Genomic DNA, 24,862 nt, shown 5'->3' with positions numbered 1-24,862 from the left:
GTCTTCTAGAATCGGCAAAATTTCCTTTGGATATCCCCATGGCCGGCAGTCAAATCGAACGGGTTTTCAGTGTGCTGGAAAGCCTTACCAGTGATTCGCGCGGGCTGCCGATGCAGACCTTGGCCGAGCAACTGGATATTCCGAAAAGCGCGACACACCGCCTGCTCGCCGAGCTGATCCGTCTGGGCTACGTGCGGCAGAATCCGGAAACTTTGCGTTATCACTTGTCGACCAAACTGGTGGCGATGGGCTTTCAATACCTGTCGAGCAGCGGTGCCGACATCGTCCAGCCGGTACTCGACCGACTGGCGCAGGAAACCGGTGAACTGGTGCGTCTGGGCGTGATCGACGGCGAGCGCCAGACCTGGATCGCCAAGGCGCAAGGCGCGCGCAGCGGTCTGCGTTACGACCCGGACATGGGCCGCGATGCGCCGCTGTTCTACACCGCGTCCGGGCATGCGTGGCTGGCGTGCATGAGCGATGCCGAGGCGTTGTCGATGGTCGAGCGTCAGGCGGCGGAAGTTCCAGTGGGCGTGGGGCCAAACGCGCCGCGCTCGAATATCGAACTGCTGGAACGGCTGCGTCTGGCGCGGGAACAAGGCTATGCCTGCGTTGAGGAGAGTTCGGCGGTCGGCACTTCGGCGATTGCGGCGGTGGTGAAACACCCTGCGGATGGGCGGGTGATCGGAGTGCTGAGTATCGCCGGGCCGAGTGCGCGGATGCCGGGGGCGCGGTTGCATGAACTGGCGCCGCTGTTGCTGACATTCACCGAAGAATTATCAGCAGCAAGCCTGGCCTCAGAACTGTTTATCTGATCCGAATTCACAATTCACATAGGCCCCCTGTGGGAGCGAGCCTGCTCGCGAAAGCGGTGTGTCAGTCACTTTTTATTTCATTGACGTACCGCATTCGCGAGCAGGCTCGCTCCCACATTTGATTTTGGGTTGATCAGGAAAATTGTGCGGTGTTCGCACGGTTTTGCGGTTGATGGGTGTTTGATTCTGGAACTCGGTTCTAAATTGTTTGCGGAGTGTTATTCCGAGAACAATCACAAGAGGACCGCACCTTGAATTCGCCCCTTCGAATCGCCCTGATCGGCGCCGGCAACATGGGCCAGCAACATTATCGGCACCTGCAAACCCTCAGCGAAGCGACGCTGTGCGCAGTGGCTGATCCCGGGCCGCAAGTCGCAGCGCTTGCGGCTGAATGGGGCGTCAGACATTTCGCCGATAATCGTCAAATGCTTGAGCAGATCAGGCCAGACGCGGTGATCGTCGCCAATCCGAATAATCAACATGTCAGCACAGCGCTCGATTGCCTGGCGGCGGGTGTGCCGGTGTTGCTGGAAAAACCGGTCGGTGTGCATCTGGACGAAGCGCGCAAGCTGGTCGCGGCGGTCAAAAGCAGCGGCGTTCCGGTACTGGTCGGCCACCACCGACGCCACAATCCGCTGATCGTTCGCGCTCATGAGTTGGTGCAGAGCGGGGCGCTTGGGCGGCTAACCACGGTGACCGCACTGTTCCAGTTGCGCAAGCCGGACAGTTATTTCGAGATCCCCTGGCGCCGCGAACCGGGTGCCGGGATGTTGCTGACCAATCTGATTCACGACCTCGACCTGCTACGCCATCTGTGCGGTGAGGTGCGCTCGGTGCAAGCGATCACCGACAACACCGTGCGCGGTTTTGCCAATGAAGACAGCGCGGCGGTGTTGCTGCAATTCGAAGGTGGCACATTGGCAACCCTGAGCGGGTCCGACGCAGTGGCTGCGCCGTGGAGTTGGGAGCTGGGTTCCGGTGAGAACCCAGTCTATCCGCGTCAGGCCGGTCAGCCCTGTTATCTGCTGGCCGGGACCGCTGGTGCCTTGAGCATTCCGCAACTCAAGCGTTGGCATTACGCCGCTGATCAGGTCGACGCCGGTTGGCATGAACCGTTGTTGATGGTCGAAGAGTCCTACAGCGGTGACGATGCTTTGCGCTTGCAGTTACAGCATTTCGTACGCGTGGCACGGCGTGAAGTCGAGCCGCTGGTGAGTGCGGCCGACGCGGCGCGCACTTTGGCGCTGATCGAAGCCATACGCGAGGCCGCCGCCACCGGTCGTACCTGCTCCCCTGCGTTGATCGAGGCTTGAACATGAGTGAACGAATCCTCTCCTTGGCCAGCCTTACGGTACTGGAGTTGTCGCCGCCGCAAATGGTTGAAGTGGCCGCGCGCGCCGGTTACAGCCATGTCGGCTTGCGCCTGGAACCGGCGACGCCTGAGGAGCATCATTTCCCGTTGGTCGCTGATGCTGAATTGCGCCGTCAGACCTTGCAGCGCCTGCGCGATACCGGCATCCGTGTGCTCGACGTGGAAATCCTGCGTTTGAAACCGCAGACCGTCGTCGCCGATTTCGCGAAACTTCTGACAGTGGGCGCGGAATTTGGCGCCACGGAATTACTCATCGCCGGTAATGATCCTGACGAGCAACGACTCACCGACAACTTCGCCGCCCTGTGCGATCTGGCCGCGCCTTACGGGTTGCACCCGCATCTGGAGTTCATGCCCTGGACCGATGCGCGCGATCTTCAGCAAGCGCTGCGCATTGTCGAGCATGCTGATCGGGAAAACGCTGCGGTGCTGGTCGATGCCTTTCACTTTGATCGTTCGTCGTCACGCTTGGACGATCTGGCAAACGTGCCGGCGTCACGCCTGCGCTATGCACAATTATGTGATGTCGCGGGGCCGAGACCGTCAGACATGGCCGAGATCTTGCGTCAGGCGCGCAACGAGCGGCGGTTTCCCGGCGAGGGCGATTGCGATCTGCTCGGGTTGTTGAAAGCGCTGCCGACTAATATTCCACTGAGTCTGGAAATTCCCACGGTGAAACTATTGGAGCAGGGCGTGAGCGGATTAGAGCGAGCGCAGAGGGCCATCGACAGAACCCGGGAATTGTTGGCGCGGTTGTAAGCGCTGCTGCGCACCTTTCGCGGGCAAGCCCGCTCCCACAGGGAACGTGCCGTTCCTGGGGGCGAGACTTGCCTGCGAAGATTTTTGTTTTTTGGGGCACACAAGGAAATCCAATGACCGTCAGCACCCCGCTCTCCGGAGTCAACCAACCCTTCAAGGGGATCTTGCTGATTGTCGTGGCAACCTTCCTGTTCTCCAGTCACGACGCGCTGTCGAAATACCTGTCCGGTTTCTATCCGATCGTGATGGTGGTCTGGGCGCGCTACCTGGTGCACACCTTGCTCATGGCGGGGATTTTTCTGCCGCAGTCCGGGTTGCGCGTCCTGCGCACCAAGAAGCCGTTGTGGCAGTTGGTTCGGGCACTTTGCCTGCTCGGCACCAGCCTGTTTTTCACCACGGCGCTGTTGTACATCCCATTGGCGGAAGCCACGGCGGTCAACTTTCTTGCGCCGGTTTTGGTGACGGCATTGTCCGTGCCGCTGCTCAAAGAGCGGGTAACACGTGGCCAATGGATTGCAGTGATTTGCGGTTTTATCGGCGTGCTGATCATCGTCCATCCCGGCGGTGAGTTGTTCACACCGGCAGTGTTACTGCCATTCTGTTCGGCGCTGTTTTTCTGCTTTTATCAGTTGCTGACGCGCAAGCTCGCCGAAGTCGATAGCCCGACCACCAGCAACTTTTTTGCCGGGCTGTGCAACACGCTGGTGATGAGTGCACTGGTGCCGTTCTTCTGGCAGGTGCCGACGTTGACCCACGCCGGGCTGATGCTGGCGTTGGGCAGCTGTGGGATGACGGCGCATTTGTTTCTCACCCAGGCATTCCGCCATGCCGCGCCGGCGCTACTGGCGCCGTTCGGTTATTGCCAGATTGTGTTTGCGGGGTTGTTGGGCTGGCTGCTGTTCAATCACACGCCGAGTCTGTTGACGATCATCGGCATCGCAGTGATCTGTTGCAGCGGACTGGCGGCAGCGTGGCAGCAGAGCCGTCGTTGAGTAGGTTACGCAAAACCTTGTAGGAGTGAGCCTGCTCGCGATGGCGGTGTGTCAGTCGATGGAAGTTTTGACTGACACTAAGCCATCGCGAGCAGGCTCACTCCTACAGTTAGCGTCGTGTAGGCAGGTTATTCGGTGATGGTCGGAATCTTGCGCGGTGCCATGAAGTACATCCACGTCAGCGCAATGAAATACATCGCCGGAATCAGGGTGAACAACACGGTGTAGTTGTTGTTGGTGACGGTGAGGATGTGACCGACGATCTGGGTCATGAACATCCCGCCGATCGCTGCGCACATACCACCGAAGCCAAACACCGTGCTCATCATGTGCTTGGGCGTGTAGTCCATCACCAGGCTCCAGATGTTCGCCGTCCAGGCTTGGTGCGCGCCGATCGCCAGAGAAATCGCCGCCACCGCCACCCACAGATTGGCAGAGCCAGCCGCCATGACCACGCCGATGATGCAGCAGGCAAACAGGAACATCGACAGCAGCCGCGCCTTGATCGAATTCATCCCGCGACCGATCAGGAACGAAGACAGAATCCCGCCGCCGACGCTGCCGAAGTCCGCCGTGACGTAGATGATGATCAGCGGAATGCCCATCTGGGTGACGTTGATGCCCAGGTTGTATTGCTGATTGAGAAACGGCGGCAGCCAGTACAGGTAGAACCAGAACACCGGCGCGGTCAGCGAGTAGGCGAGGGCGAAGGCCCAGGTACCGCGCATCCGCAGAATCTTCGAGAACGGTACGCGGGCCTGTTCCGGTTCGACTTCTTGCTGGATGTAGTCCAGTTCGGACTGTTTGACGCTCGGGTGATCTTCCGGGTTGAAGTACTTCAAGCCCCAGAACAGCAACCAGATCCCGCCGAGTGCCGACATGCACAGGAACGCCGCTTGCCAGCCCCAGACGTGCAGGACCAATGGCAGCAGCATCGGCGTGAACATCGCGCCGACGTTGGTGCCGGCGTTGAAAATGCCGGTGGCCACTGCACGTTCGCCGGCCGGGAACCACAGGCGCGTGGTTTTCACGCAGGCCGGGTAGTTCGCCGCTTCGGTCAGACCGAGGATGAACCGGCAGACCATGAAACCAACGGCCGAAGTCGCCAGACCGTGGGCACCAGTGGCCAGGCTCCAGAGCAGCACGGCGCAGAAGAACACGCGTTTGACGCCGACCCGGTCGATCAGGCGGCCCTGCAGGACGAAACCGATCGCGTAGCCGACCTGAAACCAGAAGTTGATGTTGGCGTAATCCATCGCCGTCCAGCTCATTTCCTTGGCGAGGATCGGCTGCATGACGCCGAGGGCGGCGCGGTCGATATAGTTCAGGGTGGTGGCGAAAAACACCAGCGCCAGCATGCCCCAACGGGTCTTGCCGACGGCCATGGCGCCGCGGATCTTGTCGCCGATGCCACCCGTGGCAGTGCTCATGGCCGGAGCCATGCGGGAAGTCTGTGAAGGAATCATGTGTTCCACCCGTTTTTGGATTTGTTATTTGGTGTGCTTTTTACTTGCACGCTGCGACCGGTGGTTCAGATCCGGACTCAATGTGCAGTCGATGTTGGGCAGTGGACGAAAAATCGTCAATTCGCCAAACCGCCATTGTGTTCGATAATCGCACGCAAAACTAACCGGGTAGTACACTTTAAATTGCTGCCGCGATCGATGCAGCCAATAATTTCCCTACTATAAAAACCATCCCATGTAGGAGCTGCCGCAGGCTGCGATCTTTTGATTCTGTTTTCACGAATAAAGATCAAACGATCGCAGCCTTCGGCGGCTCCTACAGTAAAGATAAAGCGGCGCAGTCCGGGAGTTGAAACATGCAGCGTTCCATTGCCACCGTTTCTTTGAGCGGCACCCTGCCGGAAAAACTTGAAGCCATTGCCGCCGCCGGGTTCGACGGGGTGGAGATTTTCGAAAACGACCTCCTGTACTACGACGGCAGTCCGCGGGAAATTAAACAGATGTGCGCCGATCTCGGCATCGCCATCACGCTGTTTCAGCCGTTCCGCGATTTCGAAGGCTGCCGCCGCGATCGCCTGGCGCGCAATCTGGAGCGGGCCGAGCGCAAGTTCGACCTGATGCAGGAACTGGGCACCGATCTGGTGCTGGTCTGCAGCAATGCCTCCGCCGACAGCGTCGGCGATCAGCAAATTCTAGTCGATGATCTGCGCCTGTTGGCCGAGCACGCTGGCGCGCGCGGCTTGCGCATTGGTTACGAAGCGCTGGCCTGGGGCCGTCACGTCAACACTTATCAACAGGTCTGGGACATCGTGCGTCAGGCCGATCACCCGAGCCTCGGCGTGTTGCTCGACAGCTTTCATACGTTGTCGCTGAAGGGCGATCCTCGCGCCATCGCCGACATTCCTGGCGACAAGATTTTCTTCGTGCAAATGGCCGATGCGCCGATCCTGGCGATGGATGTGTTGGAGTGGAGCCGGCATTTCCGCTGCTTCCCTGGGCAGGGCGAGTTCGATCTGCCGGGGTTCCTCGCGCCGATTATTCAAAGCGGTTACACCGGGCCGCTGTCGCTGGAAATCTTCAATGACGGCTTCCGCGCCGCGCCACCACGGGCCAATGCAGCTGACGGTTTGCGTTCGCTGCTGTATCTGGAAGAGAAGACCCGCCAGCGTCTGGAGCAGGAAACCAAACCTGTGGCCAACCGTAAAATTCTCTTCGAAACACCGAAGGCCAGTGAGTACAACGGCATCGAGTTTCTTGAGTTCGCCGTGGATGAAAGCCTTGGCGCCAAGCTGTCGAACTGGCTGGAGCGCCTCGGGTTCGTCAAGGCCGGGCAGCATCGTTCCAAGAGTGTGAGCCTGCTGCGTCAGGGCGACATCAATCTGATCCTCAACTCCGAACCGTATTCGTTTGCTCACAGCTTTTTCGAGGCTCACGGCCCGTCGCTGTGCGCCACCGCCGTGCGGGTCAAGGACAGCGCCAGTGCGCTGGCCCGCGCCGTCGCCTACAAAGGTCAGCCCTATCGCGGACTGGTCGGCCCCAATGAACTGGAGCTGGCGGCAGTGCGCGCCCCGGACGGTAGCCTGATCTATCTGGTCGATGAACAGGCTGATGTCTACGGCACCGATTTCAATCTGCTGGCAGATGCGCCGGCACGCGGTGGTCTCAAGCGTATCGATCACATGGCCATGGCGCTGCCGGCCGACAGCCTCGACAGTTGGGTGCTGTTCTACAAGAGCCTGCTGGATTTCGAGGCGGACGATGAAGTGGTACTGCCCGACCCGTACGGTCTGGTGAAAAGTCGCGCGCTGCGTAGCCGCGACAGTTCGATCCGCTTGCCGCTGAACATTTCCGAGAACCGCAACACCGCGATCTCCCACGCGTTGTCGAGTTACCGTGGCTCGGGTGTACACCACATCGCCTTCGATTGTGACGACATCTTCGCCGAAGTCAGCCGCGCCAAAGAAGCCGGCGTGCCATTACTGGATATCCCGCTGAACTATTACGACGACCTTGCTGCGCGCTTCGATTTCGACGACGAATTCCTCAGCGAACTGGCGTATTACAACGTCTTGTACGACCGTGATGCGCAGGGTGGCGAGCTGTTCCACGTCTACACCGAGCCGTTCGAAGGGCGTTTCTTCTTCGAGATCATCCAGCGCAAAAACGGCTATGCCGGTTACGGCGCAGCGAACGTCGCGGTGCGTCTGGCGGCCATGGCTAAATCACGCAGTGGTGCAGTGCGCCAGGCGAAGTTGTAGGAAATTCGTAAACGCGGGATTAAACACAGGCCGCGCAGCTTCCTTCACTGTGCTGTGCGGCCCATAATCGCCGCCTGTGCAGTGATGGCCGTGAGCCCGCAATGACGATGAATACAGAACTTTCCGCAGCTTCTGAAGTTTCCGCTGTAGAGCCGCGCAAGAGTCGCAAGAACAACCCGGAAAAGACCCGCGAGAACATCCTGCAGGAGGCGATCGTCGAGTTCGTCCAGCAAGGCTTGTCCGGCGCTCGCGTCGACGCAATTGCCGAGCGTATCCACACCTCCAAACGCATGATCTATTACTACTTCGGCAGTAAGGAGCAGTTGTACGTCGAGGTGCTGGAGAAGCTTTACGGTGATATCCGCAGCACCGAAAACCGTTTGCACCTGGCCGAGCTGGCGCCGGTGGAAGCGATTCGCCGATTGGTCGAGTTCACCTTCGATCACCACGACCGCAACGTCGATTTCGTGCGCATCGTCAGCATTGAAAACATTCACAACGCTGAATACGTGAAGCGTTCCGATGCGATCAAGGCGATGAACAACACCATTCTTGATTCACTCGGCGAGATTCTGCGTCGGGGTGCTGAAGAGGGTGTGTTCCGCGCAGGTCTGGATGCGCTGGATGTGCATTTGCTGATCAGTTCGTTCTGCTTCTACCGGGTGTCGAACCGGCACACGTTTGGCGAGATTTTTCAGATCGATCTGCCGGATGAAAGCGTCAAGCAACGTCATCGCGAGATGATTTGCGAGTCGGTGTTGCGCTACCTGCAGGCCTGACGCTGACCCCCTGTAGGAGTGAGCCTGCTCGCGATGGCGGTGTGTCAGGCAACTAATGTGTTGGCTGACAGGACGCCATCGCGAGCAGGCTCACTCCTACAGTGTTAACCATTCATGCTTTGAAAATGCGCGAGCATCCGCTGCGCATCCGGCACCACGCCGCTGAACAATTCAAACGCCTTCACCGCCTGAAACACCGCCATGTTGCCGCCATCCAGCGTTCGGCAACCCAATGCGCGGGCGTTGCGCAGCAGCTCGGTTTCCAACGGGAAATACACAATCTCGGCCACCCACAATTCCTTGCGCAGCAGTTCGACCGGCACCGGCATGCCCGGCAGTTTGGCCATGCCCATCGGCGTGGTGTTGACCAGACCGTCAGCCAGATTCAGCGTACTCGGCAGATCCCGACCCGCCACCGCACGACCAAAGCCAAAATGCTCATTGAGATTGTTCGCCAGGCTCTCGGCGCGCTCACGGTCGACATCGAAAATAGTCAGTTGCTGCACGCCTTCGCTCAATAATGCGTGGGCCACTGCCGCACCGGCGCCACCGGCGCCCATCTGGACTACGCGCTCGCGGGCGGCGTCTTTCAGACCTCGGCGAAAACCTTCGGCGAAACCGAGGCAGTCCGTGTTGTGACCGACACGTTTGCCGTCCTTCAGCACTACCGTGTTCACCGCGCCGATGCCTTTGGCTTCCGGCGACAACTCATCGAGCAGCGGGATGATTGCCTGCTTGCACGGGAAAGTAATGTTCAATCCGGTGTAGTGCATCCGCTCGGCCGCCAGCAGCAGGTCGGGCAGGGCAGTGCTGTCCATGTTCAGTTGATCGAGATCGATCAGTCGGTACAGATAACGCAGGCCTTGGGCATCACCTTCGTGCTCATGCAGCGCTGGCGTGCGCGAGGCCTGAATGCCGGCGCCGATCAGCCCGGCGAGTATGACGTTAGAGCGAGACATGCGAGTTATCCCTTCAACCGCTGACTGAAATGTTCCAGCGCCAGGCGATAGCCATTGCTGCCAAAACCGGCCATCACCGCCGTGGCAATCGCCGAGACGAACGAGTGATGACGAAACGGCTCGCGGGCGTGGACGTTGGACAGGTGCACTTCAATCACTGGCAATTCACTGGCCACCAGCGCGTCACGAATCGCCACCGAGGTGTGCGTCCACGCCGCCGGATTGATCACGATCCCGGCGCAGCGACCACGGGCGGCGTGTATCCAGTCAAGCAGTTCGCCTTCGTGATTGGTCTGGCGAAACTCCACAGCCAGGCCGAATTCTTCGGCTGCTCGACCGCACAAGGCCGAGATATCCGCCAGGGTTTCGTGACCGTAAGTGGCCGGCTCGCGGGTGCCGAGCAGGTTCAGGTTCGGGCCGTTAAGCACCAGAACGATAGGGGGCATGAGGGGTAACTCCACTTATTGTTTTTGGATTTGGCCGAGGGTTTCAGCCTGTGGAGATAAAATGTACTAGATGGTTACCATGGTCAATTGAACAAAAAATGGTCTGGCCGATTTATGTTCGGTGATCGCACAAACAAATGAACGCCCACAAAAAAGCCGTCAATCACGACGGCTTTTTCGTATCTGCTATCCCGCCATCAACGCCGGGTCAGCAACACACCCGATTCCATGTGATGCGTCCACGGGAACTGGTCGAACAACGCGCATTGGGTAATACGGTGCGTGTCGTGCAACTGGGCGATGTTGGCCGCCAGGGTTTCCGGGTTGCAGGAGATGTACAGGATGTTGTCGAAGCGGCGGGTCAGCTCGCAGGTGTCCGGGTCCATGCCGGCGCGCGGCGGGTCGACGAAGACGCTGCCGAACTCGTAGCTCTTCAGGTCGATGCCTTGCAGGCGACGGAACGGGCGCACTTCGTTGAGCGCTTCGGTCAGTTCTTCGGCAGACAAACGCACCAGAGTGACGTTATCCACAGCGTTTTCGCTGAGGTTGCTCAATGCAGCGTTGACCGAGGTCTTGCTGATTTCGGTGGCCAGGACTTTGCGCACGCGAGTGGCGAGCGGCAGGGTGAAGTTGCCGTTGCCGCAGTACAGCTCCAGCAGATCGTCTATGCGATCGCCCAATGCCTCGTACGCCCAGTTCAGCATCTTCTGGTTCACGGTGCCGTTTGGCTGGGTGAACGCGCCTTCCGGCTGGCGATAGCTGAAGGTGCGACCGCCGACTTCGAGTTTCTCGACCACGTAATCGAGGCCAAGCACTTCGCGTTTGCCCTTCGAGCGGCCGATGATGCTGACGCCGAGTTCCGCAGACAGCTTGGTGGCTGCCGCGTGCCAGTGTTCGTCCAGCGGACGGTGGTAGCACAGGGTGATCATCGCATCGCCGGACAGGGTGGTCAGAAACTCCACCTGAAACAGCTTGTGGCTCAGTGCCGAACTGGCCTGCCACGCCGCCTTCAACTGCGGCATCAACTGATTGATGCGCAGGCTGGCGATCGGGAACTCTTCGATGAGGATCGGCGTGCGTTTGTCGTCCTGAGCGAACATCGCGTAATGACGATCGCCGCCCTCGCGCCACAGGCGGAACTCGGCACGCAGACGGAAGTTCTGCAGCGGCGAGTCGAACACCGTTGGCTCGGGGGCATCGAACGGCGCCAGCAGATCACGCAAGCGCGTGACCTTGGCTTCAAGTTGCTCGGCGTAAGCCTGGGAATCGAAAGTCATGCGTTGAACCAACCCAACTTGATCACGAACAGAATCGACAGAATCACCAGCGCCGGGTTCAGCTCACGGGCGCGGCCCGACAGCAGCTTGATCACGGTCCAGGAGATGAAACCGAACGCGATGCCGTTGGCGATCGAGTAAGTGAACGGCATGGCCAGCGCGGTCACGACAACTGGCGCGGCGACGGTGATGTCATCCCAGTCTATTTCCGCCAGGCCGGAAGTCATCAACACGGCGACGAACAGCAGTGCCGGCGCGGTGGCGAACGCCGGAACGCTGGCCGCCAGTGGCGAGAAGAACAGCGCCAGCAGGAACAGAATCGCCACGACGATGGCCGTCAGACCGGTACGACCGCCCGCACTCACGCCGGCAGCGGATTCGATGTAGCTGGTGGTGGTCGAGGTACCCAGCAACGACCCGGCCATGGCCGCGGTGCTGTCGGCGATCAGGGCGCGACCCATTTTCGGCATGTGGCCGTCCTTGCCCATCAGGCCGGCGCGTTTGGCAACGCCGATCAGGGTGCCGGAGTTGTCGAACAGGTCGACGAACAGGAAGGCGAAAATCACGCTGACCAGACCGATGTCCAGTGCGCCTTTGATGTCCAGTTGCAGGAAAGTCGGAGCCAGCGAAGGTGGCATCGAGGTAACGCCACCAAACGGGGTGAAGCCCATCACGATGGAGGTGATGGTCACCGCGAGAATGCCGATCAGTACCGCACCGCGCACTTTCAGCGCTTCGAGGGCAACGATCAGGGCAAAACCCAGGGTGGCGAGAATCGGTGCCGGCGCTTTCAGGTCACCGAGGCCGACCATGGTTGCCGGGTTGCTGACGACGATGCCGGCGTTGTGCAGGGCGATCAGCGCGAGGAACAGGCCGATACCAGCGGCAATTGCCGAGCGCAGCGGCAGCGGGATGCTGTTGATGATCCATTCACGGATGCGGAAGATCGACAGCAGGAAGAACAGCACGGCGGAAATGAACACCGCACCCAACGCCACTTGCCAGGTGTGGCCCATGTGCAAGACGACGGTGTAGGTGAAGAAGGCGTTCAGGCCCATGCCTGGGGCGAGGGCGATCGGGTAGTTGGCGATCAGACCCATGACGGTCGAACCGATGGCGGCCGCCAGACAGGTGGCGACAAACACCGCACCCTTGTCCATACCGGTCTCACCGAGAATGCTCGGGTTGACGAACAGAATGTAGGCCATGGCCAAGAAAGTCGTGATGCCCGCCAGAATCTCGGTGCGCACGTTGGTGTTGTGTGCCTTGAGTTGAAACAGCCTTTCCAGCATGTCTGCTCCCCGTGGCGCGCGTGGCGCCGTGAATGTATCGACCTCAACAGCAAAGCACAGACCGTCGCAAGCGCCTGAAAAATTGTGGTGGGCCGGAAAAAGCCGCGCATCATACCAGCAGCGTGAGGAATATGGCGGTTGTTGGTGTCGATCGTCGGCGAAGTTTTGCGTTGATGCCAACTGCGCCATACTGCGCGCTGATTTTTTCGGGGCGGGAAGCGCATGAGCAAGTGCTGGATGAAGGTTTTGGGTTTGATTGCCGTACTGATGGCCGGGATGTCGACAGCCTGGGCGGCATCGGCACCGCCGTTGACACAAGTGAAAGTGATCAAGGTGCAATCGCCGGCCTGCGGCCTTGAAGACATCGCCGATGGGCAGGCGCAGACCCAATGCAATCACAGCGGACCGAATATCAAGGTCTACGTGCTCGAAGTCGGCTACGGCAAGAGCCAGCCTCAGGTCGCACTGGACGGTTTTGAAGTGAACGGCACACGTGCCCCGGTGTGTGCTTTTGATAACGGCAACCTGACCGAATGCACTCCCGGTAATAAAACCGTCGGTTCTCTTTATACCTTCGATCTGGCGGGCAAGCAGGAAGGCACCTTCAGCTTCAGCAACACTTCCATCAACGCGCCACGCAACACAATGTCGACCCAGCTTTACATCAAGTAACGGCTGTTGCAGCGCGATCCGGGTGAAGCTGACTACGCTTCACGTATCACCCAGCGGATAGCGCCCATGACCTTTAGAGCCCTGATTACCCTCGCCGAGGGCATCGATGATCTGCAAAGCGTGACCCTGATCGATGTGTTGCGCCGCGCCGGTATTGAGGTAGTGGCGGCGAGCATCGAAGGTCGGCGCATGCTCACATGCGCGCGCGGCACACGCCTGACCGCCGACGGCATGCTGGTCGATGTGCTGGCGCAAACCTTCGACCTGATCGTCCTGCCCGGCGGTGTTGTCGGTTCACAACATCTGGCCGCGCACCAACCTCTGCAACAGTTGCTCAAGGATCAGGCCAGCGCCGGACGCCTGTTCGCCGCCATCGCCGAATCCCCGGCCGTCACCCTGCAAACCTTCGGCGTGCTGCGCCAGCGGCGCATGACCTGCCTGCCCAGCGCCAGCCATCAACTCTCGGGCTGTACGTTTGTTGATCAACCGGTGGTGGTCGACGGCAACTGCGTCACCGCACAAGGCTCAAGCGCTGCGCTGGAGTTTGCCTTGACGCTGGTCGAGCAACTCGGCGGCAAGGCATTGCGGGTGAAAGTGGCGGGGGAGTTGTAGTGGCTGGAGGTGTCAGGCGTGGACAGCGATCAGTTCGATAACCGGTTGCTCCCGATGCTCCGCTTGCCACAGATCATAGTCGGTTTGTACGCCTAGCCACACGCGCGCCTTGCCAATGCCAGCACGCTCAAGACGTACAGCCAGATCCGGGCTGATTGGCGCATGTCCGTGTAATACACGTGAAAGATGCGGGCGTGCGAAGCCCAAGTGTCGGGCCAATTCGGTCACGCTGATGCCAAGCTCGGGCAAGACATCCATCAGCAGTGTTTCACCGGGGTGTGGCGGGTTGTGCATGGGCATGAGCCTGCCTCCTGTCAGTGGTAGTCCAGATAATCGACCAATTCGATGTCCGAACCGACAAAACGAAAGATCACTCGCCAGTTGCCTGAAACGCTCAGCGACCAGTACTCCGTCAGCTCACCTTTCAATGGATGCAGGCGCCAGCCCGGAAGATCCAAGTCTGCGGGAATCGTAGCGCGATCCATGAACTGCAGCATGCGCGACAGCCGTTTTGCGTGGTCGGCACGAATCCCGCGAGTCGAACCTGTTTCATAGAAGCCGCGAAGGCCTTTGTGCTGAAAGGATTTGATCATGGGCTCGAGTGTAAGGCGATACATTACACTCAGTGCGGTAACTATGTACCGCACATTTTCAGTTGTCTTGTGCTTTGGAGGTTGTCAGACCTTCACCTCTTCCACCGGCACATGCATCCGGTCCCGGTTAGCCAGTGTCGGGAACAACTTGATCCACGTCCCGGTCACCACCAGCGTGCCGATTCCGCCCATCACCACCGCCGGCACCGTGCCGAACCAGTGGGCGGTGACGCCGGATTCGAATTCGCCGAGCTGATTGGAAGCACCGATAAACAGCCCGTTCACCGCGCTGACCCGGCCGCGCATTTCGTCCGGGGTTTCCAGCTGCACGAAAGACGCACGGATGACCATGCTGATCATGTCCGCCGCGCCGAGTACCACCAGCACTGCCAGCGAGAACCAGAACGAGGTCGACAGGCCGAAGGCGATGGTGGCGACGCCGAAGATGCCCACCGCTGTGAACATCACCCGACCGACATTGCGCTCCACGGCAAACCGCGCGAGGAACAGCGACATCCCCAGTGCGCCGACCGCCGGTGCCGAACGCAGCAACCCGAGGCCCCACGGCCCGGTCAGCAGAATGTCTTTGGCAAATACCGGCAGCAGCGCCGTGGCCCCGCCGAGCAGTACCGCAAACAAATCCAGCGAAATCGCCCCGAGAATGTCCGGGCGGCTGCGAATGAAGCGAATCCCCGCCAGCAACGAGTCCAGCGTGGCTTTGCCTTTGTTCAACGGCGTTTGCCGCGCGGGCAGGTTGAGCATCAGCGTGCAGGCGATCACATAGAGCAGCACGGTCGGGCCATATACCCAGACGCTGCCGAATGCGTAGAGCAAACCGCCCAGCGCAGGTGCGACGATCGTGGCCGATTGCTGTGCCGACTGCGCCGCCGCCACTGCTCGAGGGAACAGTGCGCTGGGCACGATGCTGGGCAGCAGTGCCTGAGTGGTCGGCATCTCGAACGAACGCGCCGCGCCAAGCAGGAAGGCGAGGATGAAGATCATCTCGCGGGTCACGTGATCGGTGGCGCTGCCAATCGCCAGCGCCAAGGCGATCAACGCCTGCAACGACTGACAGATTGCTGCCACTTTGCGCCGGTCGTAGCGGTCGGCCACATGTCCGGTGTGCAGCATGAACAGCACACGCGGCGCGAATTCGACCAGACCGACCAAGCCCAGATCGAGCACGTTGCCGGTCAGTTGGTAGAGGTTCCAGCCGATCGCCACGGTAAGCATCTGAAATCCGCTGGCGGTAAAGATCCGTGCGAACCAGAAAGCGAGAAACGGACGATGGTGACGTAACAGCAGGGGCTCTTGACTGGGCATCTGAAGGCAGGTCTGGCTCGAGGGGAATCGCGAGGTTATCACCAGTCTGTAACAGGAAGTTGCTATGACAAAAAATTTAGTTAGGAAGACATCGATTTTTTGCGGTGCAGATTGATTCTGCTGTTCGGGGATTTGCTTCGTTCTCGAGATCTGTACTGTTTTCCTCGCCCTCAGCGCTCCAGGGATTTGTTGCAGGGCTTTGCCAAGGTTGTGAGGCAACTTGTCACGCGGCAAACGACCACGCAGTTCATCGGCAAAAATGGGACTACTCTTTCAACGTTGCTTGATCCAGATCAAGACCCCGAACGGAATTGATCCGGTGGCCAGTTGGCCAGACTCCCTGCGTTGCGATGGTTGTTTAAAAAGAACGAATCAGAATTCGCCGCACTCCATATCCGTGGGGGCAGTGGGTGCAGGCCTCCGGGTCCGCAGCCGGTATTACCTGACAGAGGAAGCCATATGTTCGGTTTAGAGGCACTAGATCTCGCCCGAATTCAGTTCGCGTTCACCATCTCGTTCCACATCCTGTTCCCGGCCATCACCATTGGCCTGGCGAGTTACCTCGCGGTACTCGAAGGCCTGTGGCTGAAAACCCATAACGACACCTACCGTGACCTCTACCATTTCTGGTCGAAGATCTTCGCCGTCAACTTCGGCATGGGCGTGGTCTCGGGGTTGGTCATGGCCTACCAGTTCGGCACCAACTGGAGCCGCTTCTCGGACTTCGCCGGCGCCGTCACCGGGCCATTGCTGACCTATGAAGTGCTCACGGCGTTCTTCCTCGAGGCCGGTTTCCTTGGGGTGATGCTGTTTGGCTGGAACAAGGTCGGGCGCGGCCTGCACTTCTTTTCCACCGTCATGGTGGCAATCGGCACGCTGATTTCGACCTTCTGGATTCTCGCCTCCAACAGCTGGATGCAGACCCCGCAGGGCTTTGAAATCATCAACGGTCAGGTAATTCCTACTGACTGGCTGGCGATCATCTTCAACCCATCGTTCCCGTATCGCTTGATGCACATGGCAACGGCTGCGTTTGTCGCCACGGCATTCTTCGTCGGCTCCTCGGCGGCCTGGCACTTGCTGCGCGGCAAGGACAATCCGGCGATCCGCACGATGCTGTCGATGGCAATGTGGATGGCGCTGATTGTCGCGCCGATCCAGGCGGTCATCGGCGACTTCCATGGTCTCAATACGCTCAAGCACCAACCGGCAAAAATCGCTGCGATCGAAGGTCACTGGGAAAACCACGGTGATGAAGCGACGCCGCTGATCCTGTTCGGCTGGCCGGACATGAAAGAAGAGAAAACCAAGTTCGCCGTGGAGATCCCATACCTCGGCAGCCTGATCCTGACCCACTCGCTGGACAAACAGGTGCCGGCGCTCAAGGAGTTTCCGCCGGAAGACCGGCCGAATTCGACCATTGTGTTCTGGTCGTTCCGGATCATGGTCGGCCTTGGTTTCCTGATGATCTTCACCGGTTTGTGGAGCCTGTGGCTGCGTAAGCGCGACACGCTCTACACCTCACGGCCGTTCCTCTATCTGGCGTTGTGGATGGGGCCGTCCGGTTTGATCGCGATTCTCGCTGGCTGGTTCACCACTGAAATCGGCCGTCAGCCGTGGGTGGTCTACGGGCTGATGCGCACGGCGGACGCGTCTTCAAACCACAGCTTCATGCAGATGAGCATCACCCTGATCATGTTTGTAGTGGTGTACTTCGCCCTGTTCGGTGCTGGTCTCGGTTACATGATGCGTCTGGTGCGCAAAGGGCCGAAGATCAGCGAAGGCACGGAAACGCCGGACGGTGGTCCAGGCAAGAAACGCACACCGGCCCGTCCGTTGTCCGCTGCCGACGACTCGGCCGATGCCGATCACGGCGACGACGATATTCGCGTGACCAAGGAGATTTGACTCATGGGTATTGATCTTCCGCTGATCTGGGCCGTGATCATCATCTTCGGCATCATGATGTACGTGGTCATGGACGGCTTCGACCTGGGGATCGGGATTCTCTTCCCGTTCATCCCCGGTAAAGTCGACCGTGACGTGATGATGAACACCGTCGCCCCGGTCTGGGACGGCAACGAAACCTGGCTGGTACTGGGCGGCGCGGCGTTGTTTGGCGCGTTCCCGCTGGCTTATTCGGTGGTGTTGTCAGCGCTGTATCTGCCGCTGATCTTCATGCTGATCGGCCTGATCTTTCGTGGTGTGGCCTTCGAGTTCCGCTTCAAGGCCAAGGATGACAAGCGCCATTTGTGGGACAAGGCATTCATCGGCGGCTCGGTGGCGGCAACGTTCTTTCAGGGCGTGGCGCTGGGCGCGTTCATCGATGGCTTGCCGGTGGTCAATCGGCAGTTCGCCGGTGGATCACTGGACTGGCTGACACCGTTCACAATGTTCTGCGGCGCCGCGCTGGTGGTGGCCTATGCCTTGCTCGGCTGCACCTGGTTGATCATGAAAACCGAAGGCAAGCTCCAGGAACAGATGCATGACCTGGCACGGCCATTGGCTTTCGTACTGCTGGCCGTGATCGGTATTGTCAGTATCTGGACGCCGCTGGCTCATCCGGATATTGCCACCCGCTGGTTCAGCATGCCCAACCTGTTCTGGTTCATGCCGGTGCCGATTCTGGTGCTGGTGACCATGTACGGTCTGATCCGCGCCGTGGCGCGCAACGCCAACTACATGCCGTTCCTGCTGACCCTGGTGCTGATCTTCCTCGGCTACAGCGGTCTGGGCATCAGCCTGTGGCCGAACATCGTGCCGCCGTCGATCTCGATCTGGGACGCCGCCGCACCGCCGCAAAGTCAGGGCTTCATGCTGGTGGGGACGCTGTTCATCATCCCGTTCATCCTGGGTTACACCTTCTGGAGCTACTACGTGTTCCGCGGCAAGGTTACCCATGAAGACGGCTATCACTAAGCAAAACCTGTGGGAGCGAGCCTGCTCGCGATGGCGTCGGCAATGGCGCCATCAATCTTGAAGAGGTTTGAAGAAAATGACTGGAAAACATTCCCTGCACGACATTGAAGAAGCCGAAAAAAAGCCGCTTTGGCAGCGGCTCGGCTGGTTGGCTCTGATCTGGGCCGGTAGCGTCGGTGTGCTGTTTATCGCCGCCAGCCTGATGCGCATGTTCATGAATGCCGCAGGTCTGACCACCCACTGAATCATCCCCGTCCCGGCGCCTTCGGGTACGGCTTTGCAACCCTCCTTGCGGAGGGTTTTTTTTGCCTGGCGGTTTATTTGCGGGCTTTGAGAATCACGAATTTCGGCGTGGCAGCCACTTGCTCAACGCCGCGAAACAGCCGCGCCAGTTTGCTGTGGTAACCCAGGTGACGGTTGCCGACGATGTACAGTGCGCCGCCCACCACCAACGCTTCGCGCGCCTGCTGGAACATACGCCAGGCGAGGAAGTCGCCAACCACCTGCTGCTGATGGAATGGCGGATTGCACAGCACCACGTCCAGCGATTGTGGTTCCTGCCCGGCCAGACCATCGCCGGCCCGCACGATCACTTCGCGATCACCCAGCGCTGCGCGCCAGTTCTCGGCAGCCGATTGCACGGCCATGAACGATTCGTCGATCAGCGTGTAATGCGCATCGGGGTTTTGCAGCGCACTCGCGATGGCCAGAACCCCGTTGCCACAGCCCAGATCGGCAACTCGGGCGCTACCAAGGTTTTTCGGCAGATGCGGGAGGAAGGCGCGCGTGCCGATGTCCAGGCCTTCGCGGCAGAACACGTTGGCGTGGTTGAGCAACTCGATCGACGGTTCGTCGAGGCGATACCGCGAAGGGTAGGGCGAGACGGCCGGGGCTTTCGCTTCAGGTGTGGCGATCAACAGCCGCGCTTTCTTCACCGCCAGAGAGGCTTGTACCGGGCCGATGTAGCGCTCAAGCAAGTCACCGGCAGCGCGTGGCAGGTGTTTGACCATGGCAGCGGCGACCACTTCGGCACCGGGTGCGAGCTGCCCTTGCAAGCGGATCAGTTGTTCTTCCAGCAGCGCGAGGGTTTTCGGCACGCGGATCAGCACACGATCGAACGGTCCGACCAATGGCTCGCTGGCGGGTATCCCGCGAATGGCGTCGAACGCCTGGCCATTGCGCAGCAGGTTTTTTTCCAGCCCCTGAAACCCCAGAAACGAGTCGCCGCTGCTGCTGACCTTGACCTTGCCCAGCAAGCTGGCCGCCAGCGCACCGAAGCTGTCGTTGAGCACCAATACCCGCGTGTCAGCCGTCGGTTGCTGCGCGGCCAGATGGTTGAGCAGGTATTCGTCGGCCGCATCGAAGGCTTGCAACGGTTCATTCTGCTGCTCGGGCTGGCGGATCAGGTCGAGTTGGGCGAAGGGAGTTTCAAGCAAAGGCATCGGGCGGGAACTCAGGGTAATCAACGGGGTGTTCCGCAGCCTGACAGTGTGCGGCGGAACCGACTGAGTGTAATGCAACGCAGAATGTTCACGTCATCACTCAAGAGGGTCACAAATGGTACGGTTTTTTTGCTGTTATTACCCGCATGTTTTGTAAAGGAGGCAAGGCTGATCGACTAGATGATGTGCGCTCTGACGGCGGCGATGACAGCGGAAATCTTGTTGCAGACGTTGAGCTTCTCGATCACGTTCTGCACGTGATAGTTCACCGTGCGTTCGCTCAGGCTAAGGATCTTCGATATCTCATAGGCCGTTTTGCCACCTGCGGATAACTGCAAAACCTCCAGTTCCCTTGGGGAAAGGTGTGGATGGCGGGGTTTGAGAGAATGAGGCGGCAGTGTCCGGGCAAACATTTCACTCAAGTGACTGGCGGCATAGAACATGTAACCGAAATGCTCATACAGCTCCAGAGGGCTGATCGAGTAATGTTTTCGGGCAAGGCTGATAATACTGCACAAGCCACTCTGCTCGTGATGGAACGACTGCGACCAGCCATTTTGCAGTCCATGTTGCTGTAATCCCTCCCATATCGGCCGGGCGTCGGCAAATACTGATTCGCACCAGACAATGGGAGTCATCGAGTGATTGCAGTGTGCTATTAGTGGGTCGACTTTACTGTAACGGTTTTCTTCATATTGTAAGTTCCATTCTTTAGGGTAGTTATTGATTTGCAAGGTCTTAAGAGGCAGGTCCCGATGGAGTGAAACAACCGAAATTTCACAAAAATTGAATCCGAGGTTTTCGGCGAATCGCAGCAGAATCGGATAAGCAGCATCTACTCCCTTGGCAAACGTCAGTTGTTTCAATTGTGATTCCTTCCATGTTTCCATTTCTGAACACTCCATTGACGTTGCGGGGGGGGGCGCGGAATGGATCCAAAGGATCCGGCACGCAACGAAGTGTAGGATGTTTCTTATGGAGTGCTTTAAATTTTTTCGGTATTGAACATTGATGATCTGTCTATAAAGAGTTCTTAGTGCTCAGAAACTTTACATTTGAGCCTTCATGTAAAGTTGTTGCTCTACTTCTGATGTTTTCAACAGCTTAACGCGTTGACGGTGTCCGGAAACGGTTGAATACCATTATCAGTTGTCGGTGTTTCGCAGGCTCGATTTGCGCGACACTGGCCGTCACCGATCAATGGAGTGCCCCATGACCGCCAGTGCCGAGAAATACACCACGCAGACCTTGCTCGATGTTCAAACCTTGACGCCGAGCCTGTTTACCTTGCGCACCAGCCGGGATGCCGGGTTTCGTTTCCGTGCGGGGCAGTTCGCCCGGCTCGGTGTGACCAAGGCCGATGGCAGTACCGTGTGGCGCGCTTATTCGATGGTATCGTCGCCGTTTGACGAGTTTCTCGAGTTCTTTTCCATCGTGGTGCCGGGGGGAGAGTTCACCAGTGAGCTGAGCCGGTTGCAGGTTGGCGACACTTTGCTGGTGGAGCGCCAGGCATTCGGCTATCTGACCCTTGATCGCTTCGTCGACGGGCGTGATCTCTGGCTGTTGTCCACGGGTACGGGGGTGGCGCCATTCCTGTCGATCTTGCAGGACTTCGAAGTCTGGGAAAAATTCGAGCGCATCATTCTGGTGTACAGCGTGCGCGAAGCGCGGGAGCTGGCCTATCGGGAGCTGATCGCCGGACTCAAGCAGCGCGAGTACCTCAGCGAACATGCCCACAAATTGCAGTTCATCGCGACGGTGACGCGTGAGGCGCACCCCGGCGCACTGCACGGCCGTATTACTACGCTGATCGAAAACGGAGAATTGGAGCGCGCAGCGGGCGTGGAGCTGTCGGCGGAGCACTCGCGGGTCATGCTGTGCGGCAATCCGCAGATGATCGATGACACGCGCGCGTTGCTGAAAAAACGCCACATGAGCCTCAGCCTCACCCGCCGGCCAGGCCAAGTGGCCGTGGAAAACTACTGGTAAACAAACGGCGCCTCGAAGGCGCCGTTGTTTCTATCGTGCAAAGGATCAAGGCCGGGTGTTCTGGGCCTTGAGCAAGTCGCGGATCTCGCCCAGCAACTCCTCTTCCTTGGTCGGAACCGGTGGCAGGGTAGGGGCCACGGCTTCTTCGCGTTTCAGACGGTTGATGGCTTTGACCCCCATGAAGATCGCGAAAGCGACGATCACGAAGTCCAGAACGCTCTGGATGAACTTGCCGTAAGCCAGCATGACCGCAGGAGCATTGCCCTCGGCGGCCTTGAGCGTGATGGCCAGATCACTGAAGTCCACCCCACCGATCAGCAGGCCGATTGGCGGCATGATCACGTCACCGACAAACGACGAAACAATCTTGCCGAAGGCGGCACCGATGATGATACCGACGGCCATGTCGACCACATTGCCTTTGACCGCGAAGGCCTTGAACTCACTTAGCACGCCCATAGTTATTTCCTTGTTACAGATGAGTTTGGTGTACGCAGTGTAAATCAGCAAAACGCGTCCTGCGCGAAACACCTTCTTACAATGCCCGTTTTTATCGACACATCAATCGGCGATTAGTTTGCAAAGTGCCATCAATCGCGCGCGAAATATACGGTAACTCGCTGATCGAACAGCCAATTTTCTCAATCATGGCGTTACGTTCTTTCTATTTATGTTCGACGTCTCAGGCCTCTAGCCTTGGCTTGGCGCATCTGGATGCGCCCCAAAATAACCAGAGGATCCTGATATGAACTCCGCACTTGGACTGGGGGCTTTTCCCCGTCGCCGCACCCTCGGTGTACTCACCGCCAGCCTGTTGACCTTTTCGGTTAACGCCGCGCCCCTGACCCGCGATAACGGCGCCGCCGTCGGCGACAATCAGAACTCGCAGACCGCCGGCGCCAGCGGCCCGGTGCTGCTGCAAGATGTACAACTGATTCAGAAACTGCAGCGCTTCGATCGCGAGCGCATTCCTGAGCGAGTGGTTCACGCCCGCGGCACCGGCGCCCATGGCACCTTCACTGTCACCAACGATCTCAGCGACCTGAGCAAGGCCAAGGTATTCGCCGCCGGCCAGAGCACACCGGTGTTTGTGCGCTTCTCTGCGGTGGTGCACGGTAATCACTCGCCGGAAACCCTGCGTGATCCGCGGGGGTTCGCCACCAAGTTCTACACGGCTGACGGCAACTGGGATCTGGTAGGCAACAATTTCCCGACCTTTTTCATTCGTGACGCGATCAAGTTCCCGGACATGGTTCACGCGTTCAAGCCCGACCCGCGTACTAACCTTGACGACGACTCGCGCCGTTTCGACTTCTTCTCACATGTACCGGAGGCAACCCGTACTTTGACCGAGTTGTATTCGAATTCGGGTACTCCTGCCAGTTATCGAGAGATGGACGGTAATGGCGTACATGCTTACAAGTTGATCAACGCCAAGGGTGAAGTTCATTACGTCAAGTTTCACTGGAAGAGCTTGCAGGGTCTTAATAATCTGACGCCGAAACAAGTCGCCAACGTTCAAGGTCAAGACTACAGTCATATGACCAATGATCTGGTGAGCAATATCAATAAAGGTAACTTCCCGAAATGGGACTTGTACATTCAAGTGCTGAAACCACAAGATTTGTCCAAGTTTGATTTTGATCCATTGGATGCCACCAAGATCTGGCCAGGTATTCCTGAGCGAAAAGTTGGACAAATGGTGTTGAACCGTAATCCGGCAAATGTATTCCAGGAAACCGAACAAGTGGCCATGGCGCCAGCGAATATTGTTCCGGGTATCGAGCCTTCCGAAGACCGTTTGTTGCAAGGTCGAGTGTTCTCTTATGCCGATACGCAAATGTATCGGCTGGGTGCCAATGCTCTGCAATTGCCAATCAACGCGGCAAAAGTTGCGGTGAACAATGGCAATCAGGATGGCGCGATGAACTTCGGCGCGAGCAACTCGGGTGTGAACTATCAGCCGAGCCGACTGCAACCCCGTGACGAGACGCCAAGTGCGCGTTATAGCCAGTCGACGCTGTCGGGCAGCACCCAGCAGGCGAAGATCCAGCGTGAGCAGAACTTCAAGCAGGCCGGTGATCTGTATCGCTCGTTCAGCCAGCAAGAGCGTCAGGACCTGATCGACAGCTTCGGCGGCTCGCTGGCGACCACCGATGACGAGAGCAAGCACATCATCCTGTCCTTCCTTTATAAGGCTGACCCGGAATACGGGACCGGTGTGACCAAAGTGGCCAAGGGCGACCTGAGCCGGGTCAAGGCGTTGGCGGCCAAACTGGCCGACTGATACAGATGTAGCGCACGCGGGGCCTGAGTCAGGCCCCGTTCTGTTCAAGGAGACTATTGATGCGAATCTGTCTTTTACTGTTGGCCGGTTGCCTGTCGTTCGCGGCGTGGGCGGCACCGACCGGGCAGAGTCCCGAGGCGATCAAAGCCCAACTTCAGGACTACTACTTCGACGCGGCCCGGCGCGGTGATGTGCCGATGCTCGACACGTTCATCGAGTCGGGTTATTCCCTCGATACCCGCGACACCAAGGGCTACACCGCGCTGATTCTGGCGGCCTATCACGGTCAGGTACCCGCGGTGGAACGGTTGCTCGCTGCCGGCGCCGATGCCTGCGCTCAGGACCTGCGCGGTAACACGGCGCTGATGGGCGCAATTTTCAAAGGTGAATTACAGATTGCCCGCCGCCTGATGACCACCGATTGCAGCCCCGATCAGCGTAACGGCGCCGGGCAGACGGCGGCCATGTATGCCGGTTTGTTCAAGCGTCTGGAATTGCTCGATGCGCTGAAGGCCAAGGGTGCTGACTTGAATGCCGAGGATCCGTTGGGCAATAGCGCCGCGCGTCTGGCCAGCGGCGAAATCCGCAATGCTGCGCCGCGCTGATCGGC

General features: G+C 58.8%; 25 protein-coding genes. 14 read left to right on the top strand and 11 right to left on the bottom strand.

All coding sequences use genetic code 11. From position 1 onward, the window contains the following. The first annotated feature begins 38 nt into the window (after positions 1–38). The 4 genes from CCX46_RS26455 (at position 39) to CCX46_RS26440 (ending at position 3,938) form a co-directional block, all read left to right on the top strand. Positions 39–815, top strand: a complete 777-nt coding sequence (locus CCX46_RS26455; protein WP_127929868.1) for an IclR family transcriptional regulator — start codon at positions 39–41, stop codon at positions 813–815. A 251-nt stretch (positions 816–1,066) separates the two neighbouring features. Further along, positions 1,067–2,128, top strand: a complete 1,062-nt coding sequence (locus tag CCX46_RS26450; protein ID WP_127929867.1) for a Gfo/Idh/MocA family protein — start codon at positions 1,067–1,069, stop codon at positions 2,126–2,128. 2 nt (positions 2,129–2,130) lie between these two features. Next, the gene (locus tag CCX46_RS26445) at positions 2,131–2,946 is read left to right on the top strand and encodes a sugar phosphate isomerase/epimerase family protein (protein ID WP_127929866.1); all 816 of its coding nucleotides are present in this window, start codon (positions 2,131–2,133) and stop codon (positions 2,944–2,946) included. 113 nt (positions 2,947–3,059) lie between these two features. Beyond that, positions 3,060–3,938, top strand: a complete 879-nt coding sequence (locus tag CCX46_RS26440; protein ID WP_034153813.1) for a DMT family transporter — start codon at positions 3,060–3,062, stop codon at positions 3,936–3,938. 128 nt (positions 3,939–4,066) lie between these two features. On the opposite strand, the gene CCX46_RS26435 is transcribed toward CCX46_RS26440, so the two are convergent. Then, positions 4,067–5,404 (bottom strand): MFS transporter, encoded by a 1,338-nt coding sequence (locus tag CCX46_RS26435; protein ID WP_064118770.1) that lies wholly within the window; start codon positions 5,402–5,404, stop codon positions 4,067–4,069. Positions 5,405–5,760: 356 nt separating this feature from the next. On the opposite strand from CCX46_RS26435, the gene quiC reads away from it, so the two are divergent. Both quiC and CCX46_RS26425 read left to right on the top strand, forming a co-directional pair. After that, complete coding sequence (quiC, locus tag CCX46_RS26430) at positions 5,761–7,662, top strand: 3-dehydroshikimate dehydratase QuiC (protein ID WP_127929865.1); 1,902 nt, start codon at positions 5,761–5,763, stop codon at positions 7,660–7,662. 101 nt (positions 7,663–7,763) lie between these two features. Then, positions 7,764–8,441 (top strand): TetR family transcriptional regulator, encoded by a 678-nt coding sequence (locus CCX46_RS26425; protein ID WP_127929864.1) that lies wholly within the window; start codon positions 7,764–7,766, stop codon positions 8,439–8,441. A gap of 104 nt (positions 8,442–8,545) precedes the next feature. On the opposite strand, the gene CCX46_RS26415 is transcribed toward CCX46_RS26425, so the two are convergent. From CCX46_RS26415 to CCX46_RS26400, 4 genes are all read right to left on the bottom strand, one after another. Continuing rightward, positions 8,546–9,400: a shikimate dehydrogenase gene (locus CCX46_RS26415; protein ID WP_127929863.1), complete on the bottom strand. Its 855-nt coding sequence runs from the start codon at positions 9,398–9,400 to the stop codon at positions 8,546–8,548. A gap of 5 nt (positions 9,401–9,405) precedes the next feature. Continuing rightward, complete coding sequence (aroQ, locus tag CCX46_RS26410) at positions 9,406–9,846, bottom strand: type II 3-dehydroquinate dehydratase (RefSeq protein WP_064118766.1); 441 nt, start codon at positions 9,844–9,846, stop codon at positions 9,406–9,408. Between the two features lie 197 nt (positions 9,847–10,043). Then, entirely contained in the window at positions 10,044–11,123 is a 1,080-nt protein-coding gene (gene trmA / locus CCX46_RS26405; protein WP_127929862.1) for a tRNA (uridine(54)-C5)-methyltransferase TrmA, read from the bottom strand. Continuing rightward, positions 11,120–12,415 carry an NCS2 family permease gene (locus tag CCX46_RS26400; protein WP_127929861.1) on the bottom strand — a complete coding sequence of 432 codons (1,296 nt, stop codon included), beginning with the start codon at positions 12,413–12,415 and terminating at the stop codon, positions 11,120–11,122. Before CCX46_RS26400 ends, trmA begins: the two co-directional genes overlap by 4 nt. Before the next feature lie 222 nt (positions 12,416–12,637). Here CCX46_RS26400 and CCX46_RS26395 point away from each other — a divergent pair, with 222 nt between their 5' ends. Continuing rightward, a complete protein-coding gene (locus tag CCX46_RS26395; protein ID WP_127929860.1) occupies positions 12,638–13,087 on the top strand; it encodes a DUF4879 domain-containing protein in 450 nt (149 codons plus the stop codon). 66 nt (positions 13,088–13,153) lie between these two features. Further along, positions 13,154–13,699, top strand: coding sequence for a DJ-1 family glyoxalase III (locus tag CCX46_RS26390; RefSeq protein WP_127929859.1), 546 nt, complete (start codon positions 13,154–13,156; stop codon positions 13,697–13,699). Between the two features lie 12 nt (positions 13,700–13,711). On the opposite strand, the gene CCX46_RS26385 is transcribed toward CCX46_RS26390, so the two are convergent. From CCX46_RS26385 to CCX46_RS26375, 3 genes are all read right to left on the bottom strand, one after another. Continuing rightward, positions 13,712–13,999 (bottom strand): HigA family addiction module antitoxin, encoded by a 288-nt coding sequence (locus tag CCX46_RS26385; RefSeq protein WP_095048728.1) that lies wholly within the window; start codon positions 13,997–13,999, stop codon positions 13,712–13,714. Between the two features lie 14 nt (positions 14,000–14,013). Next, complete coding sequence (locus CCX46_RS26380; RefSeq protein WP_127929858.1) at positions 14,014–14,292, bottom strand: type II toxin-antitoxin system RelE/ParE family toxin; 279 nt, start codon at positions 14,290–14,292, stop codon at positions 14,014–14,016. 84 nt (positions 14,293–14,376) lie between these two features. Further along, positions 14,377–15,615 (bottom strand): MFS transporter, encoded by a 1,239-nt coding sequence (locus CCX46_RS26375; protein ID WP_016986176.1) that lies wholly within the window; start codon positions 15,613–15,615, stop codon positions 14,377–14,379. A gap of 459 nt (positions 15,616–16,074) precedes the next feature. On the opposite strand from CCX46_RS26375, the gene CCX46_RS26370 reads away from it, so the two are divergent. The 3 genes from CCX46_RS26370 (at position 16,075) to CCX46_RS26360 (ending at position 18,778) form a co-directional block, all read left to right on the top strand. Beyond that, positions 16,075–17,523, top strand: coding sequence for a cytochrome ubiquinol oxidase subunit I (locus tag CCX46_RS26370; RefSeq protein WP_127929857.1), 1,449 nt, complete (start codon positions 16,075–16,077; stop codon positions 17,521–17,523). Positions 17,524–17,526: 3 nt separating this feature from the next. Beyond that, complete coding sequence (cydB, locus tag CCX46_RS26365; RefSeq protein WP_007909749.1) at positions 17,527–18,534, top strand: cytochrome d ubiquinol oxidase subunit II; 1,008 nt, start codon at positions 17,527–17,529, stop codon at positions 18,532–18,534. Positions 18,535–18,610: 76 nt separating this feature from the next. Then, entirely contained in the window at positions 18,611–18,778 is a 168-nt protein-coding gene (locus tag CCX46_RS26360; RefSeq protein WP_103303628.1) for a DUF2474 domain-containing protein, read from the top strand. A 73-nt stretch (positions 18,779–18,851) separates the two neighbouring features. Here the strand turns inward: CCX46_RS26360 and CCX46_RS26355 are convergent, their stop codons facing one another. After that, positions 18,852–19,976, bottom strand: a complete 1,125-nt coding sequence (locus CCX46_RS26355; RefSeq protein ID WP_127929856.1) for a methyltransferase — start codon at positions 19,974–19,976, stop codon at positions 18,852–18,854. A gap of 176 nt (positions 19,977–20,152) precedes the next feature. Further along, positions 20,153–20,866: an autoinducer binding domain-containing protein gene (locus CCX46_RS30770; RefSeq protein WP_174245088.1), complete on the bottom strand. Its 714-nt coding sequence runs from the start codon at positions 20,864–20,866 to the stop codon at positions 20,153–20,155. A 322-nt stretch (positions 20,867–21,188) separates the two neighbouring features. Here CCX46_RS30770 and CCX46_RS26340 point away from each other — a divergent pair, with 322 nt between their 5' ends. Beyond that, entirely contained in the window at positions 21,189–21,965 is a 777-nt protein-coding gene (locus CCX46_RS26340) for a ferredoxin--NADP reductase (RefSeq protein ID WP_127929854.1), read from the top strand. Between the two features lie 45 nt (positions 21,966–22,010). Here the strand turns inward: CCX46_RS26340 and mscL are convergent, their stop codons facing one another. After that, entirely contained in the window at positions 22,011–22,424 is a 414-nt protein-coding gene (gene mscL / locus CCX46_RS26335) for a large-conductance mechanosensitive channel protein MscL (RefSeq protein ID WP_007909770.1), read from the bottom strand. Between the two features lie 286 nt (positions 22,425–22,710). Here mscL and katB point away from each other — a divergent pair, with 286 nt between their 5' ends. Beyond that, positions 22,711–24,252 carry a catalase KatB gene (gene katB / locus CCX46_RS26330; RefSeq protein WP_127929853.1) on the top strand — a complete coding sequence of 514 codons (1,542 nt, stop codon included), beginning with the start codon at positions 22,711–22,713 and terminating at the stop codon, positions 24,250–24,252. A 59-nt stretch (positions 24,253–24,311) separates the two neighbouring features. Further along, entirely contained in the window at positions 24,312–24,857 is a 546-nt protein-coding gene (locus CCX46_RS26325; RefSeq protein ID WP_127929852.1) for an ankyrin repeat domain-containing protein, read from the top strand. Positions 24,858–24,862: the final 5 nt, after the last annotated feature.

It is taken from the genome of Pseudomonas sp. RU47, from assembly GCF_004011755.1.
Lineage (GTDB): Bacteria > Pseudomonadota > Gammaproteobacteria > Pseudomonadales > Pseudomonadaceae > Aquipseudomonas.
The sequence above is the reverse complement of the archived record's forward strand: the minus strand, read 5'-3'. Positions and strand labels throughout refer to the sequence as shown.

Excerpts from the sequence above, each read along its gene's own strand:
- CCX46_RS26455 (WP_127929868.1), top strand. The coding sequence starts at position 39 with ATGGCCGGCAGTCAAATCGAACGGGTTTTCAGTGTGCTGGAAAGCCTT.
- CCX46_RS26445 (WP_127929866.1), top strand. The coding sequence starts at position 2,131 with ATGAGTGAACGAATCCTCTCCTTGGCCAGCCTTACGGTACTGGAGTTG.
- CCX46_RS26440 (WP_034153813.1), top strand. The coding sequence starts at position 3,060 with ATGACCGTCAGCACCCCGCTCTCCGGAGTCAACCAACCCTTCAAGGGG.
- CCX46_RS26435 (WP_064118770.1), bottom strand. The coding sequence starts at position 5,404 with ATGATTCCTTCACAGACTTCCCGCATGGCTCCGGCCATGAGCACTGCC.
- quiC (WP_127929865.1), top strand. The coding sequence starts at position 5,761 with ATGCAGCGTTCCATTGCCACCGTTTCTTTGAGCGGCACCCTGCCGGAA.
- CCX46_RS26425 (WP_127929864.1), top strand. The coding sequence starts at position 7,764 with ATGACGATGAATACAGAACTTTCCGCAGCTTCTGAAGTTTCCGCTGTA.
- CCX46_RS26415 (WP_127929863.1), bottom strand. The coding sequence starts at position 9,400 with ATGTCTCGCTCTAACGTCATACTCGCCGGGCTGATCGGCGCCGGCATT.
- aroQ (WP_064118766.1), bottom strand. The coding sequence starts at position 9,846 with ATGCCCCCTATCGTTCTGGTGCTTAACGGCCCGAACCTGAACCTGCTC.
- trmA (WP_127929862.1), bottom strand. The coding sequence starts at position 11,123 with ATGACTTTCGATTCCCAGGCTTACGCCGAGCAACTTGAAGCCAAGGTC.
- CCX46_RS26400 (WP_127929861.1), bottom strand. The coding sequence starts at position 12,415 with ATGCTGGAAAGGCTGTTTCAACTCAAGGCACACAACACCAACGTGCGC.
- CCX46_RS26395 (WP_127929860.1), top strand. The coding sequence starts at position 12,638 with ATGAGCAAGTGCTGGATGAAGGTTTTGGGTTTGATTGCCGTACTGATG.
- CCX46_RS26390 (WP_127929859.1), top strand. The coding sequence starts at position 13,154 with ATGACCTTTAGAGCCCTGATTACCCTCGCCGAGGGCATCGATGATCTG.
- CCX46_RS26385 (WP_095048728.1), bottom strand. The coding sequence starts at position 13,999 with ATGCCCATGCACAACCCGCCACACCCCGGTGAAACACTGCTGATGGAT.
- CCX46_RS26380 (WP_127929858.1), bottom strand. The coding sequence starts at position 14,292 with ATGATCAAATCCTTTCAGCACAAAGGCCTTCGCGGCTTCTATGAAACA.
- CCX46_RS26375 (WP_016986176.1), bottom strand. The coding sequence starts at position 15,615 with ATGCCCAGTCAAGAGCCCCTGCTGTTACGTCACCATCGTCCGTTTCTC.
- CCX46_RS26370 (WP_127929857.1), top strand. The coding sequence starts at position 16,075 with ATGTTCGGTTTAGAGGCACTAGATCTCGCCCGAATTCAGTTCGCGTTC.
- cydB (WP_007909749.1), top strand. The coding sequence starts at position 17,527 with ATGGGTATTGATCTTCCGCTGATCTGGGCCGTGATCATCATCTTCGGC.
- CCX46_RS26360 (WP_103303628.1), top strand. The coding sequence starts at position 18,611 with ATGACTGGAAAACATTCCCTGCACGACATTGAAGAAGCCGAAAAAAAG.
- CCX46_RS26355 (WP_127929856.1), bottom strand. The coding sequence starts at position 19,976 with ATGCCTTTGCTTGAAACTCCCTTCGCCCAACTCGACCTGATCCGCCAG.
- CCX46_RS30770 (WP_174245088.1), bottom strand. The coding sequence starts at position 20,866 with ATGGAAACATGGAAGGAATCACAATTGAAACAACTGACGTTTGCCAAG.
- CCX46_RS26340 (WP_127929854.1), top strand. The coding sequence starts at position 21,189 with ATGACCGCCAGTGCCGAGAAATACACCACGCAGACCTTGCTCGATGTT.
- mscL (WP_007909770.1), bottom strand. The coding sequence starts at position 22,424 with ATGGGCGTGCTAAGTGAGTTCAAGGCCTTCGCGGTCAAAGGCAATGTG.
- katB (WP_127929853.1), top strand. The coding sequence starts at position 22,711 with ATGAACTCCGCACTTGGACTGGGGGCTTTTCCCCGTCGCCGCACCCTC.
- CCX46_RS26325 (WP_127929852.1), top strand. The coding sequence starts at position 24,312 with ATGCGAATCTGTCTTTTACTGTTGGCCGGTTGCCTGTCGTTCGCGGCG.